Source organism: Enterococcus sp. DIV0421, assembly GCF_051713745.1.
GTDB lineage: Bacteria > Bacillota > Bacilli > Lactobacillales > Enterococcaceae > Enterococcus_D > Enterococcus_D casseliflavus.
Genome location: NZ_JBIOQM010000002.1, coordinates 325,461 through 343,691 on the forward strand (window position 1 = coordinate 325,461; position 18,231 = coordinate 343,691).

Below are 18,231 nucleotides of genomic sequence, written 5' to 3' on the forward strand. Positions count from 1 at the left end.
TTGAAAAAATGGGCATCATCAATTTTATCATTGATAATATTTTAACGCAGGCATCGATCACGATCGCTTTGATCGCGATGTTAGGGCTGCTGCTTCAGAAAAAGTCAGCAGGTCAAGTCATTTCAGGAAGTTTGAAGACGCTATTGGGCTTCCAGGTTTTAAGCGCTGGTTCTAGCATCATCGTCGGTAGTCTGACCTATTTCGGCGAGATTTTCACAGAAGGATTCGACATGCAAGGCATAATTCCTTCCATCGAAGCCATCAACGGGCAAGCGATGAATGAGTTGGGCTTGGGTCGGGACATAGCGCTGACATTTTTAGCCATCTTTGTTTTTAATATTTTATTGGCACGCTTTACAAAATGGAAATATATCTTCCTAACGGGTCAAGCCATTTTATGGATGGCGACCATGACGACGGTCTTTGGCTATTTCGCTGGTTTACGCGGCGTTGTCTTGATTCTTGTCGGTGGGGTGATTGGGGCGATCTTTGCCGTAGCCATGCCAGCGATGGCTCAGCCCATCATCCGCAAAGTCACTGGGTCAGACGACATTGCTCTCGGACATTTCTGTACGATCGGCTACCTCTTTGAAGCAGGCGTTGCCTATCTGTTTGGAGAAAGAGGCGAGAAGAAAAAATCGATCGAAGACATCAAACTGCCACGTTCTTTTGAATTTTTACAAGATACGTATCTTTCTGTCATGGTCGTGATGGTTCCACTGTATATCGTGACGGTCTTGTTTGCTGGAGAAACCTTTGCTTCTACGCTCTCTGGTGATCAAAATTACATCATGTATGCCTTCTTGCAAGCCATTCAATTCGTGGTTGGGGTCTATGTTTTGCTAGCAGGCGTTCGGTTGCTCTTAGGCGAGATCGTCCCTGCGTTTCGTGGGATCGCCATGAAATTGGTGCCTGATGCAAAACCAGCACTCGATTGCCCAGTATTCTTCCCATATAGCCCCAATGCAGTTATTTTAGGCTTCATTACTACAACGATTGGGACAGTCATCGCCATGTTCGTTTTACCAGTCTTTGGCTTGGCGATGATCTTGCCAGGGATGCTGACGAACTTCTTTGCAGGCGGTACCGCTGGGATCTTCGGCAATGCGGTCGGTGGACGTCGAGGGGCGATCATCGGAGGGATCTTTCACGGCTTCTTCATTACGTTACTGCCAGCCCTACTTGTAACGATCTTCAATCAAATGGGCTTTGTTAACGCTACGGCAACTGATGTGGATACCGTCACGGCAGCCTTGCTATATGCTTGGATCATCAGTCCCTTATTGAAAAACTTTTAATCGCTAGGAGGAAGACGCATGTTCTCTTTTTTCAAAAAAGAAAAAAAGCCCACAGAAACACCAGCGGTTCCTTTGACCGCTGAAGAAAGCCAAGAGGCAGAAGCGCTTATTGCAACACTAGAAAGTCAGTTGCAAGCAGAAACTGACATCGACGAACAAGCAAAATTGTATGAAGCGTTAGGCTTGGCGCAGGCAAAACTTTCCCGCACAGAAGAAGCGATCGACGCATTGGAAAAAAGCTTGCAGGCGAAAAAATCGATCGGGGACGGCTACAAAAAACTGATGTCCCTATACAATGCTCAGCGTGCCGCCGCTGCACGAAACGGCGACGATGCAAAGATCGACTATTACATGGACAAAATGGAAGAAATGCGGCAAATCGCCAAACAACTTACGATCAGCGGCAATTAAACTAGACGAGGTGGAATCAAGGATGTATACAACATTAAAAGAAGTAACGAAAACAGCAGAAGCATTGAATTTTACAGTGGGGGCTTTTAATACCCATAATTTAGAAATGCTGCCAAGTATGCTGCGGGCAGCCAAAGAGATGGGGGCACCCATCATCATTCAAACAAGTATCGATACGGCGAAATACATCGGCTATGATGTCTTGGTCAATGTCGTCAAAACGATTGCCGATCACGAGCTAGTAGATGCTGTCTTGCATTTGGACCATGCCAGAGATTTCGATGAGATCAAAGCGGCGATTGATAGCGGCTATAGCTCGGTGATGTATGATGGCTCGCATTTGCCCTTCAAAGAAAACATTTTGAAGACGCGCGCAGTCGTCGAATACGCTCATGCTCATGGGGTGTCCGTCGAAGGAGAACTAGGAACGATCGGCGGCACAGAAGAAGGCATTCATGTGGAAGAAGACGATAAAGTCTTCACACGCCCAGAAGATGCGGTAGAATTTGTTGCTGCTACTGGCGTCGATGCGCTAGCCATCGCTATCGGAACCAATCACGGTCAATTCCGCTCAAAAACCGAAGTGAATGTTGAGTTATTGAAGGAGATCCATGCAGTCGTCGACGTGCCGCTAGTCATTCATGGAGGAACTGGCGTCAAAGAAGAAGATTATCCCGAATTGATCAATAACGGCATTCGCAAGTTTAATGTAGGTACTGAATTGTTGGTCAATTGGACGAAGATTGCGAAAGAAAATTTTGGGGCAACGGAAGTCAACAAATCATTGCGCCACAACGTGATCCCATCCAATGAAGCCATCAAAGAAATCGTCAAGCATAAGATCGGCCTTTTCATGAATACGAAAGCGCCGACTGCGATCGGCAAATAGATGGTACGCAAAAAGATGCTTGTTTTATTAGCAGGCAGCCCTGGAACTGGAAAAAGTTATTTACTGAACCTGTTGAAGACACGTTTTCCTGATCTTTTCGCTCTTACGCCAGATGAAATCAAAGAGTGCTCTGCCGAATCCCTCGGCTTTGATTCATTGGCAGAAAAAGCCCAGATCGAAAAGCAGTATGTTTGGCCTTTTTACTATCAGGCATTGGGTTTGTACATGTCTTTAGGAAAACGCTTGGTGGTCTCGGAATACCCCTTTAGTGAAAAGCAGAAGCCCTTGCTGACTTTTCTCGCCCAAAGCTATGGCTATGAGTGCTTGACCATACGTTTGACAGCTTCTTTTGAAACCTTATGGGAAAGACGTTACTTACGTGATCGAGCGGATGACCGCCATTTGAGTTTTATCATGGAACGGTACCATTACGGGGATGTGCTGGAAGATAGACAAGCTGCAACCAACCATATAACCAAAGAAGCGTTTCGGCAAATCATCACTGATCGCCGTTACGATGACTTTCAGTTAGGAGCGCTTATCGAAGTCAATGTGGAAGATTACGAGCAAGTGGATTATCGCCCATTAATCGAGAGAATCGCTGAGCAACTCAATGACTTAAATTGAAGAAAAACAGGCGCTACACCTGAAAAGGGCAGCGCCTATTTTTTTAGTCTAAACCCAAAAATTTCGAAGTTCCTTGGTTTTGGACTTGGAGGATTTCGGCTAATACTTTGGCATCAAATTGCCCCTCTTTATTGGCAGAATAGACATTGACCTTGAGCTGGTAGTCGGGCAAAGCATAATTTTCAAGACTTGCTTCAAGCTGCGCGACCGCTCGTTTCGAGAGTGGTTCACCGACGAGTTTTAATTCAAGGGATTGTTTCTGCTCATTAAGTGTTTGCTCTAGCAAATAATGTTCCCCCAGTTTGGCTTCTACAAAACGCTTGGCATGGTATTCCACGATGGTCGTTTGGATCGTCGTATAAACGAAGAAACTACCAATGACCGTGATCGGTAAGGCAACCACGGCAAACTTCCACCATTTTTGATGACGAAAATCCCCGTATTGCAACAGCCAGATGGTAATGAACAAGGAAAAACAAATCAAAAAGGAATTGGTGAAAAAGAGTTGAGCGGATTCCCATGAAATCGAATAGTCTTTGATCGACAGCCCATAACCCGTTACACAAAGCGGCAAAATCAGGGACGTCCCGATGGAGACACCGATAATGACATCGTTGTCGCGGCCCCTGACTTTGGCAAATGCCAGTGCTGAACCACCGATCAATGCGACGCAAATATCCCAAATCGTCGCAGACGTTTGGGTGATGATTTCAGGTGTTGTATCTTTGACTGGCGTGAGTAAGAAAAAGGCAAATGAGATGATTAGTACGATGATGACTTGGATGCTAAAGACCAGCAGTCCTTTTTTAACCAAACGTAAATGGGAAAGACCTAAACCAAAGCCGATCCCGTTGATCCCATTTAAAAGTGGCGAAATCAACATCGCCCCGATAATCGTTGTCGTAGAGTTGTAATTCAAACCAATCGAAGCAATCAGCGTTGCACAAACTAAAAGTGCATAGACGAGCATCGTTTGGTCCATATCTTTTTGAATTTTTCCAATCAATTGTTCTTTGGAAACTAAATCAGGCGTTAAGTTCACCTTCATCATCCTTTCTGAGAAAAATCGTTCTACTCTTTTCATTGTCCCTTAAATCGACTGATTTTACAAAAATCTGCGTTTATTAGGCGTTGGCAGCCATGAGAATTCAAGGATTGGGTTGCCAATCTTTTGCAAAACAGCCGATTTCCTCTAGAATAAGAAGCATAACAGAGAAATGGAAAAGGCGGGGAATGGATGAAAGATTATTTTGCGCAATACAAACGCCTGTTATCGATCGCTGAAGCAGGTTTGTACTATGGCAAAGATGTGTACGATAAGGAACGTTACCAAGAGATCAAAGAGTTGGCATTGCATTTGATGAGTACCGTCGTGGATCAAGACGCAGCTGCGTTGACCCTTTTAACAGAAAAAAATGAGGGCTATCCTACGCCCAAAGTCGATGTACGGGCATTGATCCAAAAAGACGAAAAAATCTTGCTGGTGGAAGACAGCCTGACGAAAGAATGGTCACTGCCAGGAGGCTATGCAGAAATTGGCTTGACGCCACGGGAAAACATCAAAAAAGAAGTGCTGGAAGAAACCGGTTTGCTCGTTGAGGTCAAGGAACTGCGAGCAATTTTTGATACGAATCTAAGACCAGACATTCCGCAAGTGTTTCAATACTATAAGCTGGTCTTTGCCTGTGATGTTTTGGCAGGGGACTTCATCAAAAACAGTGAAACCTCTAACAGCGATTACTTTTCGTTGAAGGAGCTGCCGAAGCTTTCCATCAAGCGCACCACCAAGGAACAGTTGGAGCAATTGGTGAATGAGAAGTCGTTACACGTTGATTAGAAACAGCTAAGGGTAAGATGTTGGAAAAAGCGTTTTATTGGTTTTTTTAACTGGATAATATTTACTTGCAGATAAAGTTGGTTTATGATTGATTTCGTCGTTTTCATTATAAAAAATCAAGCAATGGCGACACCTTTGCTTGATTGCTGGAGGAGTAAAAATGAAGAATCAAATCAATTCCTTTTTTGGGCTGGATGCCTTACAAACAACGGTCAAACGAGAAATCTTAGCTGGTTTTACCACCTTTATCTCGATGGCCTATATTTTATTCGTCAATCCAACGGTCCTTGGGGCATCTGGGATGGACGAAGGTGCCGTCTTTACGGCAACGGCGTTAGCCAGCGCATTGGGCTGTATTTTGATGGGAGTTTTAGCAAAATACCCGATCGCTACGGCACCCGCATTAGGGATCAACGCCTTCTTTTCTTATTCAGTCTGTATTGGAATGGGGGTTCCATGGCAAACAGCATTAGCGGGTGTGTTTGTGGCATCACTGATTTTCATCGTGATTACGATCTTCAAATTACGGGAGCTGATCATTGATGCGATCCCTGCTGATTTAAAATACGCCATCTCTGGGGGGATCGGTCTGTTCATCGCCTTTTTGGGATTGAGCGAAGGCGGGATCATCGTTTCCGACGATTCGACCCTTGTGGCACTAGGGTCATTGAGTGTCGGTACGACGTGGCTGACGATTTTTGGTTTAGTGATCACTGCCGTCTTGATGGTTCGCAGAGTTCCTGGTGGAATTTTTATCGGGATGGCCGCAACAACTGTTTTAGGTCTTTTGACTGGCTTGATCCAAGCACCATCCAGTATCGTTTCTGCTGCACCGAGTATTTCGTCCACATTCTTAGTGGCGCTAAACCATGTAGGAGACATCAACTCCCTGCAAATGTGGGTCGTAGTACTGACTTTCTTACTCGTCACTTTCTTTGATACGGCAGGCACCTTGGTGGGACTTGCCAATCAAGCGGGCTTTATGAAAGACAACAAAATGCCGCGGGTCGGCAAAGCACTTGCTTCTGACTCCACCGCCATGCTCGCTGGTTCTTTATTAGGGACCTCACCAGTAGGCGCATATGTCGAATCCTCCGCTGGGATCGCCGTGGGCGGTCGTTCTGGCTTGACTGCCGTGACGACTGGAGTTTTCTTCTTGTTCGGCTTGTTCTTTTCACCATTGCTATCCGTTGTTACTTCCCAAGTGACAGCACCAGCTCTGATCGTCGTAGGCGTGCTGATGGCACAATCGCTACGAGAAATCAAATGGCACGAAATGGAAATTGCAATCCCAGCCTTCTTGATTCTATTAGGCATGCCGTTGACCTACAGCATCTCCGATGGGATCGCCTTGGGCTTCATCTTTTACCCAATCACCATGTTAGCAGCCAAACGCGGCAAAGAAGTCTCACCGATCATGTACGGCTTGTTCTTTGTCTTTCTTGGGTTTATGTGGATTTTGAATGTGTGAGAGAGACGTTTATCAATTATAAAAGAAAGAACAGTTAAGCTTTTGGCTTAGCTGTTTTTTTTGTATTGAGAATAAGAGTTGATAAATACAAACTGAAAAAAGTAAAACAGTGTTTATTAAAGCGATGGATGCTGAATAGTAGTTTTTTTCATTTTTTACAAATACGAGGAGTGGTTAAGGCAATCTATTTTTACCTAACATTCATATGATTTTATTCAGATTTAAAAAAACGAATCATTGATTCTAACTTATAATTTTCTTCAATCAAATGATAGCACATGCAAAAGGAAAAGGTTTGGCGTAGCTGATTTTGTATAGGTTTTCTTACTTCAATTGTTCTTTGTTTAGATTAGATAAATAACGCCTTCTTTTCAGCAGTAATTGTTTTGATATTTTTTGACTAGAGTCTTTGATCAATAGCAAAAAAATATTCATTTACAAGTGACGTTCACATCATTGAGAAAATGTAGTAAGTTAGAAAAGGAATGAAAAAATGATTATGGGTTAAAAATACATGGTATGATTTTCTATAAAGTTGGGAGGTGTTAGGATGAAAGATCTGCAGTTAAAGTTTATTGTTGATCCAACAACTATTCGCTGGTTTCGTATATTGAATCTTTTTGAGCGGACACAAAAAGCGACTAAGGGTCAATTAGCTAAACTAAATGAGGTTTCAGAACGGACGATTTTAACTGATATAAATAAGCTAAAGGAGTATTTTTCTGATAGTGCGCATATTGTTTCAACGAACAATGGGTACCTTTTCGAAAAAAAGAACTCCCTTCGATTTATTGAACAAAAAGAAAAACTATTGCAAAATGAAATTTTGTTTGAATTATTGGGAAACGTTTTCTATGGAGAGCTAGAGGACGTAGCGGAATTAATTGACCGATTTCACATATCAGAAACGTCATTTCGACGCTATTTGAGACAAATTGAGCCGGTTCTTAAAGAATACGGATTAAAACTATCACTCACTCCATTGATTTAAAAGGCGATGAAGCAAACATCCGAAAGTTTTTCAAAGATTTTTACTATGAAGGGGAAATGACCCCTCATACGTTGGTTCCTCCAAAAGAGATTCATGAATTGATCTATCAAACTTTTTTATCTAAAATCAAGGAAATTACGATTGGTACAGGTACTTCTCCAAATGAATTTTACTATAATTTATATATTGCTATCGAGCGAGTACGCCAGGGAAAGAGGATCAATGTACCAACAAATCTTTACAAGAGTGTTAGGAATAACAAGGATTTTCTTAATTTATTCTTGATTCAGCAAAGAATTCAAAAGATCTATCAAGTGGAATTATGTGCAGATGAGCTCTGTTGGCTATTTTTAGTAACGATTGCCAAGCGGCCTTTTGATCAAATAGACCAAGATAAGGTATTCTGTACGCAATTGCAGCGCATTGATTCTTTTGCTCATTTAACTGAAAACTATCTCAAGAATTGCTCGCCTGAGTTGTATACATCAGAAATTTTATGGATCTATCGTGCGTTCTTCCTTTCTAGGTACGTGAATCATCTAATTTCACCAGTTCAAAATAGAATAATGTCAGAAATCATAGAGAAAACAAAACATGAATGCAAAGAATCATACATCAACAATCATCACTTTTTGCGCTCCTTTTTCGCTGAATCAGGAATAGCAGAAGACTTTTTGGAAGATATTACGGCGAGCTTAACTTTGCTGGGAGAAAGATTGAAAGAACAGTATTTGTACAAAAGCAAGAGAATTGTTTTTTTATTAGAAGGCGATCTGTATGTCTGTCAATTGATAAGATCGCGAGTATATCAATACTTTGGTGATCGTCATCAAATCTTTTTTATTACGATTCCAGCTTTGACGGAAGAATTCTTAAACCAAGAAGATATTGATTTAATTGTGACAAACTACAGTGAATACTTGTCAGAGTATAAGGTGAGCACCAACTGCCTATTATTGAAAACAGTTCCAGATAAACAAGATTGGGAACTCTTATTCAAAACGATCGAACCAAAAATGTTCGAACTTATAAAATAATTAAAATAATAACCCTATTTTTTACCTATTCAGAAGGAAAGAAAGCCTTTTGCATAGGTTTTTTTATACTTAATTTCCCCCTAGGGTGAAAAACATGATTTTTTTATTAAAAAACATCCTTATATACTTTTGTTTAGAACTTCCAAGCTCGTGATAGATTATTCTACCAATTCGGCAGTGTCTGCATGAATAATTATTTTTCATGTTTCAAGAAGTTTACGTTAAAAAGAAAAGGAGTGTTAGGGAAGTGATACGCAAGTTAGGTTACATAATGTTGGTCATTGCAATGACTCTAGGACAGCCGCTCACTGTATTTGCTAATACAGTAAAGGATGGCTCTCAAAACGACAGCTTAGAAAATAATTTGAAAATGACGGATGTTTCTGTTGCTGAAGGGTTTCTAAGTGAATTGGCGGATGGAAATGCAGATCGTTATGAAGAAAGGCAATTGATAGAAGACGATCAACCGTTGACAGCAACTGAAGAAAACATAAGTACCAATGGATCTGGGGAACATACCGAAACAGACAGTGGTATAGAGGCAGATTCATCTGAAGGCTCTTCATCTGAAAGCTCCACTGAAGCTACATTAGATAGTAGTACAGAAGACAGTCATGAAGAATCAGTAGATAGTAGTGCAGAAGACAGTAGTAAGGAAGATAGTCATGAAGAGTCAGATGAAATTGTGGAAGGCGTATGGGGAACTGTTCCGTGGACGTGGGATGAAGAAACGAAAACAATTGTGTTAGAAGAAGGAAATGCGGGTACCGTTGCAACTGCGCCTTGGAAAACCTACACGTCTGTGACACAAATCGTTGTTAAGGCACCAGTATTGTTGCCAGTAAATTCTGCGGTTTTATTCAGTGATTTAAGTGAGCTTATGATTATAGAAAATGGGAATAATTTTAATACTTCCCAAGTGACGACAATGGCAAGCATGTTTGCTAGATTACCAAAATTAAAAAAAGTGGACGTTTCGAACTGGGACACTTCTAAAGTTACTAACATGTTCGCCATGTTTAGATATGCTTATGGTTTGGAAGAGTTAGATGTGTCTAACTGGGACACTTCAAATGTTACAAACATGGCAGAAATGTTCAGAGAATTAGATAATCCTGCTAGCCCAGTAACACCGTTAACTGTTTTGGATGTATCTAAATGGAAGACAGGAAATGTAACAGATATGAGGTATATGTTTGGGGGAAAGAAGAATTTGACCTCTTTGGATGTATCCAACTGGAATGTCTCTAAAGTAGAACGGATGGATGGCATGTTTGCTGGAGGATTCAATAGAGGAAATAGTTCACTGAGTCAATTAGATGTTTCAAACTGGAATGTATCTAATGTAACAAATATGAATTGGATGTTTGAGAACTTACCTCATTTAGAAGTTCTGGACGTATCTAATTGGAATACAGAGAATGTGACGAGCATGTTAAGCATGTTTAGAAATGCTTCAAGATTGACATCACTTGATACAAGCAATTGGAAAACAAACAAAGTAACAAATATGGCGTATATGTTCAGCGGAGTACGGGTACCAACTGAATTTAGTGTTAGCAATTGGGATACATCTAGCGTAACTGATATGAGAAACATGTTTGCCTCCACTCATTCTTTAACTTCTCTCGATGTATCCAACTGGAATACTGAAAATGTCACTGATATTAGAGAAATGTTCCAGTATACAAGAGCATTGAAAAACTTAGATCTGTCAAATTGGAATACCGCGAAAGTAACCAATATGTGGTGGATGTTTCGCGAATCAGCCATAGAAAAGCTTGATGTATCAAATTTCGACACATCGATAGTGGAAAGTATGGCTCAGATGTTTTTAGACGCGAAACAATTGAACGAACTAGTAGTAGGCGAGCATTCGATCTTTTCTACGTCTACTCGTTTGCCAGAGATTCTTATTGAGAACGGATATACTGGCAGGTGGATACAAAAAGAAGATGCTTATGGGAATGAGCCAAGTGTACCAATGGTTTATGAATCCTCGTTTGATTTTATGGACTTATATGACGGAACCATTCCAGGAACCTATATTTGGGAAAAAATAGAACATAAAGATGCGGCACCAGTGACAGTCAAGTATGAGGATACTGAAGGAAAACAACTTTCGGAGCCAACGATATTAAGAGGGAAAGTTGGGTTGCCATACGAGAGCGAACCAAAAGAAATTCCGGGGTGGTATGTGCCAGAGACACCAAGCAATGCTCATGGAATTTTTAGCGAAGAGCCACAGGAAGTGGTCTATGTCTATGACCGTTCAGATGTAGCACCTGTAACAGTCAAATATGAAGATGACAAAGGAAATCAATTGTCAGAACCAACGATTCTAAGCGGAAAAATTGGTCTGCCATATGAAAGTGAACCAAAAGAAATCCATGGGTGGTATGTTCCAGAAACGCCAAGCAATGCTCATGGAATTTTTAGCGGAGACCCACAGGAAGTAATCTATGTTTACAATCGCTCCGATGCGGCACCAGTGACGGTCAAGTATGAAGATACCGAAGGAAATCAACTGTCGGAACCAACGATCTTAAGCGGGAAAGTTGGCTTACCATACGAGAGCGAACCAAAAGAAATTCCAGGCTGGTATGTACCAGAAACACCAAGCAATGCCCGTGGAATTTTCGGAAAAGAAGCGCAAGAAGTAATCTATATCTATGATCGTTCGGATGCGGCACCAGTGACGGTCAAGTATGAAGACACCGAAGGAAACCAACTGTCGGAACCTACGATTTTAAGCGGAAAAGTTGGTCTGCCATACGAGAGCGAACCCAAAGAAATTCCAGGTTGGTATGTGCCAGAAATGCCAAGCAATGCTCATGGAACGTTTACTAAAGAAGCGCAAGAAGTAATCTATATCTATGACCGTTCGGATGCAGCCCCCGTAACAGTCAAATATGAGGACACCGAAGGAAATCAACTATCAGAACCAACGATTTTAAGCGGAAAAGTTGGTCTGCCGTACGAGAGCGAACCGAAAGAAATTCCAGGCTGGTATGTGCCAGAGACACCAAGCAATGCTCGTGGGATTTTCGGAAAAGAAGCGCAAGAAGTGGTCTATGTCTATGACCGTTCGGATGCGGCACCTGTAACAGTCAAGTATGAGGATACCGAAGGGAATCAGCTCTCGGAGCCAACGATATTAAGTGGGAAAGTTGGCTTACCATACGAAAGCGAACCAAAAGAAATTCCAGGGTGGTATGTGCCAGAAACACCAAGCAATGCTCATGGAATTTTCGGAAAAGAAGCGCAAGAAGTAATCTATATCTATGATCGTTCGGATGCGGCACCAGTGACGGTCAAGTATGAAGATGGCGAAGGAAATCAACTGTCGGAACCAACGATTCTAAGCGGAAAAGTTGGTCTGCCATATGAAAGCGAACCGAAAGAAATTCCAGGCTGGTATGTTCCAGAAATGCCAAGCAATGTGTCTGGAACGTTTACTGAAGAAGCGCAAGAAGTAATCTATATCTATGACCGTTCGGATGCGGCACCAGTGACGGTCAAGTATGAAGATGGCGAAGGAAATCAACTGTCGGAACCAACGATTCTAAGCGGAAAAATTGGTCTGCCATATGAAAGTGAACCAAAAGAAATCCATGGGTGGTATGTTCCAGAAACGCCAAGCAATGCTCATGGAATTTTTAGCGAAGACCCACAGGAAGTGATCTATGTTTACGACCGCTCGGATGCGGCACCTGTAACAGTTAAGCATGAGGATACCGAAGGGAATCAATTGTCAGAACCAACGATTCTAAGCGGAAAAGTTGGTCTGCCATATGAAAGCGAACCGGAAGAAATTCCAGGGTGGTATGTGCCAGAGACACCAAGCAATGCTCGTGGAATTTTCGGAAAAGAAGCGCAAGAAGTGGTCTATGTCTATGACCGCTCCGATGCAGCGCCTGTAACCGTCAAGTATGAGGATACTAAAGGGAATCAGCTATCGGAGCCAACGATCTTAAGCGGAAAAGTTGGGTTGCCATATGAAAGCGAACCAAAAGAAATCCATGGGTGGTATGTTCCAGAAACGCCAAGCAATGCTCATGGAATTTTTAGCGAAGAGCCACAGGAAGTGCTCTATGTTTACGATCGCTCCGATGCGGCACCTGTAACCGTCAAGTATGAAGACACCGAAGGAAATCAACTTTCGGAACCAACGATCTTAAGCGGAAAAGTTGGGTTGCCATATGAAAGCGAACCAAAAGAAATTCCAGGCTGGTATGTTCCAGAAACGCCAAGCAATGCTCATGGAATTTTTAGCGAAGAGCCACAGGAAGTGCTCTATGTTTACGATCGCTCCGATGCGGCACCTGTAACCGTCAAGTATGAAGACACCGAAGGAAATCAACTTTCGGAACCAACGATCTTAAGCGGAAAAGTTGGATTGCCATATGAAAGCGAACCGAAAGAAATTCCAGGCTGGTATGTGCCAGAAATGCCAAGCAATGCTCATGGAATTTTTAGCGAAGAGCCACAGGAAGTGCTCTATGTTTACGATCGCTCCGATGCGGCACCTGTAACCGTCAAGTATGAAGACACCGAAGGAAATCAACTTTCGGAACCAACGATCTTAAGCGGAAAAGTTGGATTGCCATATGAAAGCGAACCGAAAGAAATCCCAGGCTGGTATGTGCCAGAAATGCCAAGCAATGCTCATGGAATTTTCGGTGAAGAAGCGCAAAAAGTAATCTATATCTATGACCGTTCAGATGCGGCACCTGTAACAGTTAAATATGAAGACATCGAAGGTAATCAACTATCAGAACCTACGATTCTAAGTGGAAAAGTCGGTCTGCCATACGAGAGCGAACCGAAAGAAATTCCAGGGTGGTATGTACCAGAAACACCAAGCAATGCCCGTGGAATTTTCGGAAAAGAAGCGCAGGAAGTGGTCTATGTCTATGACCGTTCGGATGCGGCACCTGTAACAGTCAAGTATGAGGATACCGAAGGGAATCAGCTCTCGGAGCCAACGATATTAAGTGGGAAAGTTGGCTTACCATACGAAAGCGAACCAAAAGAAATTCCAGGGTGGTATGTGTCAGAAATGCCAAGCAATGCTCATGGAATTTTTAGCGAAGATCCAAAGGAAGTGATCTATGTTTACGACCGCTCGGATGCGGCACCTGTAACAGTTAAGTATGAGGATACCGAAGGGAATCAGCTTTCGGAACCAACGATTCTAAGCGGAAAAGTTGGTCTGCCATATGAAAGCGAACCGAAAGAAATTCCAGGCTGGTATGTGTCAGAAATGCCAAGCAATGTGTCTGGAACGTTTACTGAAGAAGCGCAAGAAGTAATCTATATCTATGACCGTTCAGATGCGGCACCTGTAACAGTTAAATATGAAGACACCGAAGGAAATCAACTGTCGGAACCAACGATTCTAAGTGGAAAAGTCGGTCTGCCATACGAGAGTAAGCCAAAAGAAATTTCTGGTTGGACCGTGAAGGAAATACCAGATAACGCATCTGGAACGTTTACAAATGACGTGCAAGAAGTGATTTATGTCTATCATAAAGAAGAAAATAACGGTGGGCAAAATACACCTGAAAAAGAGAATCCAGAAAATGAGAAGGAAGATTCTAACGATCCAAAACTTCCCAATACTGGGGAAGCGATGGTTGGACAACGAATCATGATCATTGTTGGATCACTAATACTGTTATTTGCCATTTTCATTATCTTTGACAAGAAGAAAAAAACAAGATAATTAGTTTTTAGAATAGTCAATATAAAAAGAAAGCAGCAAAGCCCGTGAAGGTTTTGCTGCTTTCTCAAATCTAAAAAACTTCAGAAAAATCATTCACTAAATGAAGAGGATTACGGTTTACTTTTATTTTAGGTGGTAATAATCAGTAAAAAGCGGAAAGGAGTTCAATTGAATTGATGTTTTCGACGAAAAAAGAATATAACGAATATTTTCAAGAAGAGATTAGATGTCTGCCAAGAGAGAAAGACATGCTGAAAGACTACTTAGAAAAACAACTGGAACGGTTAAATCAATTGATAGATGAAATTTCGAAAGATACGTTTTGGAAGGTTTTTCCTAAAATTCTTGGGATTGATGCGAAACTGAATCTATTAGCTGATTTATCAAAGTATGAGGATTTTTCAGAAGCCGACATTATAAGAATTATTGAAAGTGATTATCAAAATTATTTTAAAGAATTGTGTGGGTACGATCTTAGTATGCAAACGAAGTACTCAATGGTATTTAATGTCTGCTGAAAAATAGTAATTTATCGAAAAAGCATCGGGATTAAGATGGACCGTGTGGTAGAGGTGCTTTAAAGTAAAGTTAAAGTACGATTTCTACTAATGAAAAAACCAGTTAAGCGCAGCTTAGCTGGTTTTTTTATTATATGTCGCTTGCTATAAAAATGTTCATAATCCAATAACGGTTAAATATCTAAGCCAGGACGTCTTTTTTGAATTTCCTTTCCAGCCGAAGGGGCAAAGTCGATCCAAGCGATAGTCGCTTTTTGGAAATGTATGTTTGACCATTAGTTACTAAAAAATCATTCTCCCTTCAGATGAAAGGTCTTCCCACGCCTCTTTTTCATAAAACTCTGATTCCACTCCACCATTAAAAGGATCTTCAATTTTAGGAACAAGAATGATCGTCCCATCCTCTGCGTAGACAACAATATATTCTTGGTTTTCAGGAGGATTTTTTCCGTTATCAGAAGGAAGCGTAACGACGATGGAATTGCCTTGTAGACTTGATTTAGTAATAAGCATAGTATCACCTCTTAGAGATAGTATACCTTGCAATACTATGGAAGGAGAAGACAACAATGAGATTTAATGTATTTTGAACACATCAAAAGTTCAAAATGCACTTTACATAAGATAGATAAGAAACCGTAATGAAATATTGTTTGAAAAGATGGATGAACATCTCAGAAAAATAGATGTTAGATTTTACGTAGAATTACGAAGTTTTTTAGATGGATCATTTATGGCATACCAATGATCAGGGTATTAAAGCAACGAAAAAGTGAAGCTTCATTCCAAAACCGCCCATCCCAACAATTTTCACGCAAAACCTGCGCTTTTCTTTCAGTTATTGTTATAATAAAAGAAAACGCAAAGGTGGGAAATCATGACAACGATCAAGGACATTGCTGAAAAGGCGGGAGTAGCGAAAAGTACGGTTTCCCGCTATCTGAACAATGGTTATATCAGTGAAGAAAAGCGCAAAAAAATTGATCAGATCATTGCTGAAACTGGCTATCGCCCCAATACATTTGCTCGTTCGCTGAAAGCCCAAGACACGAAATTGCTGGGCGTGATCATTCCTCGACTGAATTCACCATCGACAAATGATGTGTTGAAAGGGATCGATACGACGGCACGGGAAAACGGCTATCAAATGCTAATCACCAACTCTGATCAAAGCGATGAACGGGAATTAGAAAATATCGAAATGCTGGTCAAACAAAAAGTAGCAGGGATGATCCTGTTTGCGCGCAAAATCACGCCGCAGCTGCAAGCGGTGCTGGCAGAGGTTCCTATGCCTGTTTTATTGTTAGGTCAACAGTTAGCTGGCATTCATTCCATCGTCCATGAAGATTATCAAGCTGGCAAAACCATGGCAGAATATGCAGTCAGCGCTGGCCACCGACGTTATTTATTTGTTGGTGTCAGCGAAAATGATTATGCGGTAGGTGTCTTGCGGAAAAAAGGATTTCTTGATGTCTTGGCACAAACGCCCAACGTCAAAGTCGACTTTATCGAAACGTCCTTTTCAAGAAGAGAAACGTACCAAAAAGCCCTTGTGTTCTTGAAAGATCAATCGGCAACGTACATCGCCTGTGCTACCGACAATATTGCTGTTGCTGTATTGAAAGCCGCCCATGAACTAGGGTATCAAGTGCCGCAAGACTTTTCCTTGAACGGATTTGGCGGCTATGATTCGACGGATTATGTCTATCCGACCATCACAACGACCCAATATCCCTATGTCCAATTAGGCATCGATGCCGTCTTAACGATCCAAAAACTGACGCAAGGGGAAGAGGTTCCTGAGGTGATCGAATTACCGAATCGATTAGTGGTCAAACAGTCGACTGCCAAGCTTGACAAGCAGGAGAAATAAAGCAAATATTTTTAGAGAAAACAGGACGACCAGTTGCGGCGTTCTGTTTTTTTATTTTCTTTGCTTGCAATTGCAAACGGTTTCTGTTAATCTACAAATGTAGAACCGGTTCCACAAATGGACCGACGATCAAAGGAGTGGGAAAAATGAAGGAACAAAAAACGATCGACCAAGTGTTAGAAGCTGTTGGCGGCAAAGAAAATGTCAAAAACTTTGAACACTGTGCCACACGTTTGCGCTTGATTTTGAAAGACGATCAGTTAGTAGATAAAGACAAAGCGGAAGCAGTTGAGGGCAGCAAGGGCTATTTTTTCAACACGGGACAGCATCAGTTCATTTTTGGAACAGGAAAAGTCAATGAAGTTTATCAAGCCTTCGCAGCAGAAATGGGCAATGACGCCTCCGCTGATAAAGCTGGCTTCAAAGATGATGTCTATTCGAATCTGTCACCCGTCCAAAAAGTTGTCCGCACGTTGTCAGATGTCTTGGTGCCATTGATTCCAGCTTTGGTAACGACGGGGCTTTTGATGGGGATTCGGGGATTATTGACCGAGTTGGGGGTCACTTATAGTGCTGACTGGTTAGCTATGTTTGAAATGTTAACGGATACAGCGTTTGCCTTTTTACCTGTTTTGATCGCCTACAGTGCGACGAAAAAATTCGGCGGTAATCCGATCATCGGGATCGTGGTAGGATTGATGATGGTGGCACCGCAATTGCCGAACGCTTGGGCAGTTGCCAGCGGGGATGCAGAGCCATTGCACTTATTCGGTTTATCGATCTCTGGGTATCAAGGGTCGATTTTTCCAGCAATTATTGTTGGGCTCTTAGTTTCTAAGCTAGAAAAATGGTTCCGTAAATTTGTTCCGCAAATGATGGACTTGATCGTGACACCATTCTTAACGATTGTCATTACTTTAGGTTTGATTTTGTTTGCGTTAGGACCAATCTTGCAAGTAGCTGAAAGAGCAGTCATCAACAGTATCGTCTACTTGGTGCAAGCACCATTGGGCATCGGTTACATCATTTACGGAGGGGTTCAGCAAGTGATCGTAATCACTGGATTGCACCATTCGTTAAGTATTATTGAGTTAGGTTTATTGAATACGACAGGCGAAAACGTCCTACAAGTCTTAGGTACAGCAAGTATGGCGGGACAATTTGGGGCTGCGATTGCTGCGGCATTTATTTATAAAAACAAAGTCAAACGCTCAAATGCCATCAGTGCGGCGGTTCCAACCTTATTTGGGATCACTGAACCTTTACTATTTGGGGTCAACTTACGCTCGATGCGCATTTTTGGCGCAGGCATGCTGGGAGGCGCAGTCGGCGGGTTTGCGACGTATGTCTTTCAATTAGCTGCCACTGGGATGGGCATCACTTTTATTCCAGGCCTGTTGTTGTATACTGGAGATTTCGGTGCCATGCTGAAATACGTTGTCGTGATTTTGATTGCCTTTGGTGTCGGTTTTGCTGGTGTCCAATTGCAGCGCAAACCGCTAGCCAAAGAGTTGAACCAATAAATAATCCCTTGCTGTTCATCGGCAAGAG

Annotated in this window: 14 protein-coding genes; 12 read left to right on the forward strand and 2 right to left on the reverse strand. The window is 42.0% G+C overall.

Annotated features, from left to right (window positions below; all coding sequences use genetic code 11):
• Nucleotides 1–8 precede the first annotated feature (8 nt).
• Genes IGI96_RS12635 through IGI96_RS12650 form a run of 4 tightly spaced genes read left to right on the forward strand, consistent with a single transcriptional unit; the run spans nucleotide 9 to nucleotide 3,225 of the window.
• Nucleotides 9–1,298 (forward strand): PTS sugar transporter subunit IIC, encoded by a 1,290-nt coding sequence (locus IGI96_RS12635; protein ID WP_016610046.1) that lies wholly within the window; start codon nucleotides 9–11, stop codon nucleotides 1,296–1,298.
• Nucleotides 1,299–1,316: 18 nt separating this feature from the next.
• The gene (locus IGI96_RS12640) at nucleotides 1,317–1,709 is read left to right on the forward strand and encodes a hypothetical protein (RefSeq protein ID WP_016610048.1); all 393 of its coding nucleotides are present in this window, start codon (nucleotides 1,317–1,319) and stop codon (nucleotides 1,707–1,709) included.
• 22 nt (nucleotides 1,710–1,731) lie between these two features.
• Nucleotides 1,732–2,598 carry a class II fructose-bisphosphate aldolase gene (locus IGI96_RS12645; protein WP_010747730.1) on the forward strand — a complete coding sequence of 289 codons (867 nt, stop codon included), beginning with the start codon at nucleotides 1,732–1,734 and terminating at the stop codon, nucleotides 2,596–2,598.
• Nucleotides 2,599–3,225 (forward strand): zeta toxin family protein, encoded by a 627-nt coding sequence (locus IGI96_RS12650; protein ID WP_016610050.1) that lies wholly within the window; start codon nucleotides 2,599–2,601, stop codon nucleotides 3,223–3,225.
• Nucleotides 3,226–3,268: 43 nt separating this feature from the next.
• Here IGI96_RS12650 and IGI96_RS12655 read toward each other — a convergent pair whose 3' ends face one another.
• A complete protein-coding gene (locus tag IGI96_RS12655; protein WP_230472233.1) occupies nucleotides 3,269–4,273 on the reverse strand; it encodes a DUF389 domain-containing protein in 1,005 nt (334 codons plus the stop codon).
• 189 nt (nucleotides 4,274–4,462) lie between these two features.
• Between IGI96_RS12655 and IGI96_RS12660 the strand changes: the two genes are divergently transcribed.
• The 6 genes from IGI96_RS12660 (at nucleotide 4,463) to IGI96_RS12685 (ending at nucleotide 14,807) form a co-directional block, all read left to right on the forward strand.
• Nucleotides 4,463–5,062: an NUDIX hydrolase N-terminal domain-containing protein gene (locus IGI96_RS12660; RefSeq protein WP_010747733.1), complete on the forward strand. Its 600-nt coding sequence runs from the start codon at nucleotides 4,463–4,465 to the stop codon at nucleotides 5,060–5,062.
• 160 nt (nucleotides 5,063–5,222) lie between these two features.
• Complete coding sequence (locus tag IGI96_RS12665; protein WP_016610053.1) at nucleotides 5,223–6,533, forward strand: NCS2 family permease; 1,311 nt, start codon at nucleotides 5,223–5,225, stop codon at nucleotides 6,531–6,533.
• A gap of 550 nt (nucleotides 6,534–7,083) precedes the next feature.
• Nucleotides 7,084–7,524, forward strand: coding sequence for a helix-turn-helix domain-containing protein (locus IGI96_RS12670; RefSeq protein WP_438785183.1), 441 nt, complete (start codon nucleotides 7,084–7,086; stop codon nucleotides 7,522–7,524).
• A gap of 56 nt (nucleotides 7,525–7,580) precedes the next feature.
• The gene (locus IGI96_RS12675; protein ID WP_438785184.1) at nucleotides 7,581–8,561 is read left to right on the forward strand and encodes a hypothetical protein; all 981 of its coding nucleotides are present in this window, start codon (nucleotides 7,581–7,583) and stop codon (nucleotides 8,559–8,561) included.
• A gap of 247 nt (nucleotides 8,562–8,808) precedes the next feature.
• Nucleotides 8,809–14,289, forward strand: coding sequence for a MucBP domain-containing protein (locus IGI96_RS12680; RefSeq protein WP_438785185.1), 5,481 nt, complete (start codon nucleotides 8,809–8,811; stop codon nucleotides 14,287–14,289).
• 176 nt (nucleotides 14,290–14,465) lie between these two features.
• The gene (locus IGI96_RS12685; RefSeq protein WP_270287945.1) at nucleotides 14,466–14,807 is read left to right on the forward strand and encodes a DUF7006 family protein; all 342 of its coding nucleotides are present in this window, start codon (nucleotides 14,466–14,468) and stop codon (nucleotides 14,805–14,807) included.
• A 282-nt stretch (nucleotides 14,808–15,089) separates the two neighbouring features.
• On the opposite strand, the gene mazE is transcribed toward IGI96_RS12685, so the two are convergent.
• Nucleotides 15,090–15,320: a type II toxin-antitoxin system PemI/MazE family antitoxin gene (gene mazE / locus IGI96_RS12690; RefSeq protein WP_270287946.1), complete on the reverse strand. Its 231-nt coding sequence runs from the start codon at nucleotides 15,318–15,320 to the stop codon at nucleotides 15,090–15,092.
• 364 nt (nucleotides 15,321–15,684) lie between these two features.
• On the opposite strand from mazE, the gene IGI96_RS12695 reads away from it, so the two are divergent.
• Both IGI96_RS12695 and IGI96_RS12700 read left to right on the forward strand, forming a co-directional pair.
• Complete coding sequence (locus tag IGI96_RS12695; RefSeq protein ID WP_010747735.1) at nucleotides 15,685–16,680, forward strand: LacI family DNA-binding transcriptional regulator; 996 nt, start codon at nucleotides 15,685–15,687, stop codon at nucleotides 16,678–16,680.
• Between the two features lie 146 nt (nucleotides 16,681–16,826).
• Nucleotides 16,827–18,203 (forward strand): PTS transporter subunit EIIC, encoded by a 1,377-nt coding sequence (locus IGI96_RS12700; protein WP_096741465.1) that lies wholly within the window; start codon nucleotides 16,827–16,829, stop codon nucleotides 18,201–18,203.
• Nucleotides 18,204–18,231 lie beyond the last annotated feature (28 nt).

Bases quoted from the DNA above. Each gene is read 5' to 3' on its own strand.
- IGI96_RS12635 (WP_016610046.1), top strand. From the start codon at position 9: ATGGGCATCATCAATTTTATCATTGATAATATTTTAACGCAGGCATCG.
- IGI96_RS12640 (WP_016610048.1), top strand. From the start codon at position 1,317: ATGTTCTCTTTTTTCAAAAAAGAAAAAAAGCCCACAGAAACACCAGCG.
- IGI96_RS12645 (WP_010747730.1), top strand. From the start codon at position 1,732: ATGTATACAACATTAAAAGAAGTAACGAAAACAGCAGAAGCATTGAAT.
- IGI96_RS12650 (WP_016610050.1), top strand. From the start codon at position 2,599: ATGGTACGCAAAAAGATGCTTGTTTTATTAGCAGGCAGCCCTGGAACT.
- IGI96_RS12655 (WP_230472233.1), bottom strand. From the start codon at position 4,273: ATGAAGGTGAACTTAACGCCTGATTTAGTTTCCAAAGAACAATTGATT.
- IGI96_RS12660 (WP_010747733.1), top strand. From the start codon at position 4,463: ATGAAAGATTATTTTGCGCAATACAAACGCCTGTTATCGATCGCTGAA.
- IGI96_RS12665 (WP_016610053.1), top strand. From the start codon at position 5,223: ATGAAGAATCAAATCAATTCCTTTTTTGGGCTGGATGCCTTACAAACA.
- IGI96_RS12670 (WP_438785183.1), top strand. From the start codon at position 7,084: ATGAAAGATCTGCAGTTAAAGTTTATTGTTGATCCAACAACTATTCGC.
- IGI96_RS12675 (WP_438785184.1), top strand. From the start codon at position 7,581: ATGACCCCTCATACGTTGGTTCCTCCAAAAGAGATTCATGAATTGATC.
- IGI96_RS12685 (WP_270287945.1), top strand. From the start codon at position 14,466: ATGTTTTCGACGAAAAAAGAATATAACGAATATTTTCAAGAAGAGATT.
- mazE (WP_270287946.1), bottom strand. From the start codon at position 15,320: ATGCTTATTACTAAATCAAGTCTACAAGGCAATTCCATCGTCGTTACG.
- IGI96_RS12695 (WP_010747735.1), top strand. From the start codon at position 15,685: ATGACAACGATCAAGGACATTGCTGAAAAGGCGGGAGTAGCGAAAAGT.
- IGI96_RS12700 (WP_096741465.1), top strand. From the start codon at position 16,827: ATGAAGGAACAAAAAACGATCGACCAAGTGTTAGAAGCTGTTGGCGGC.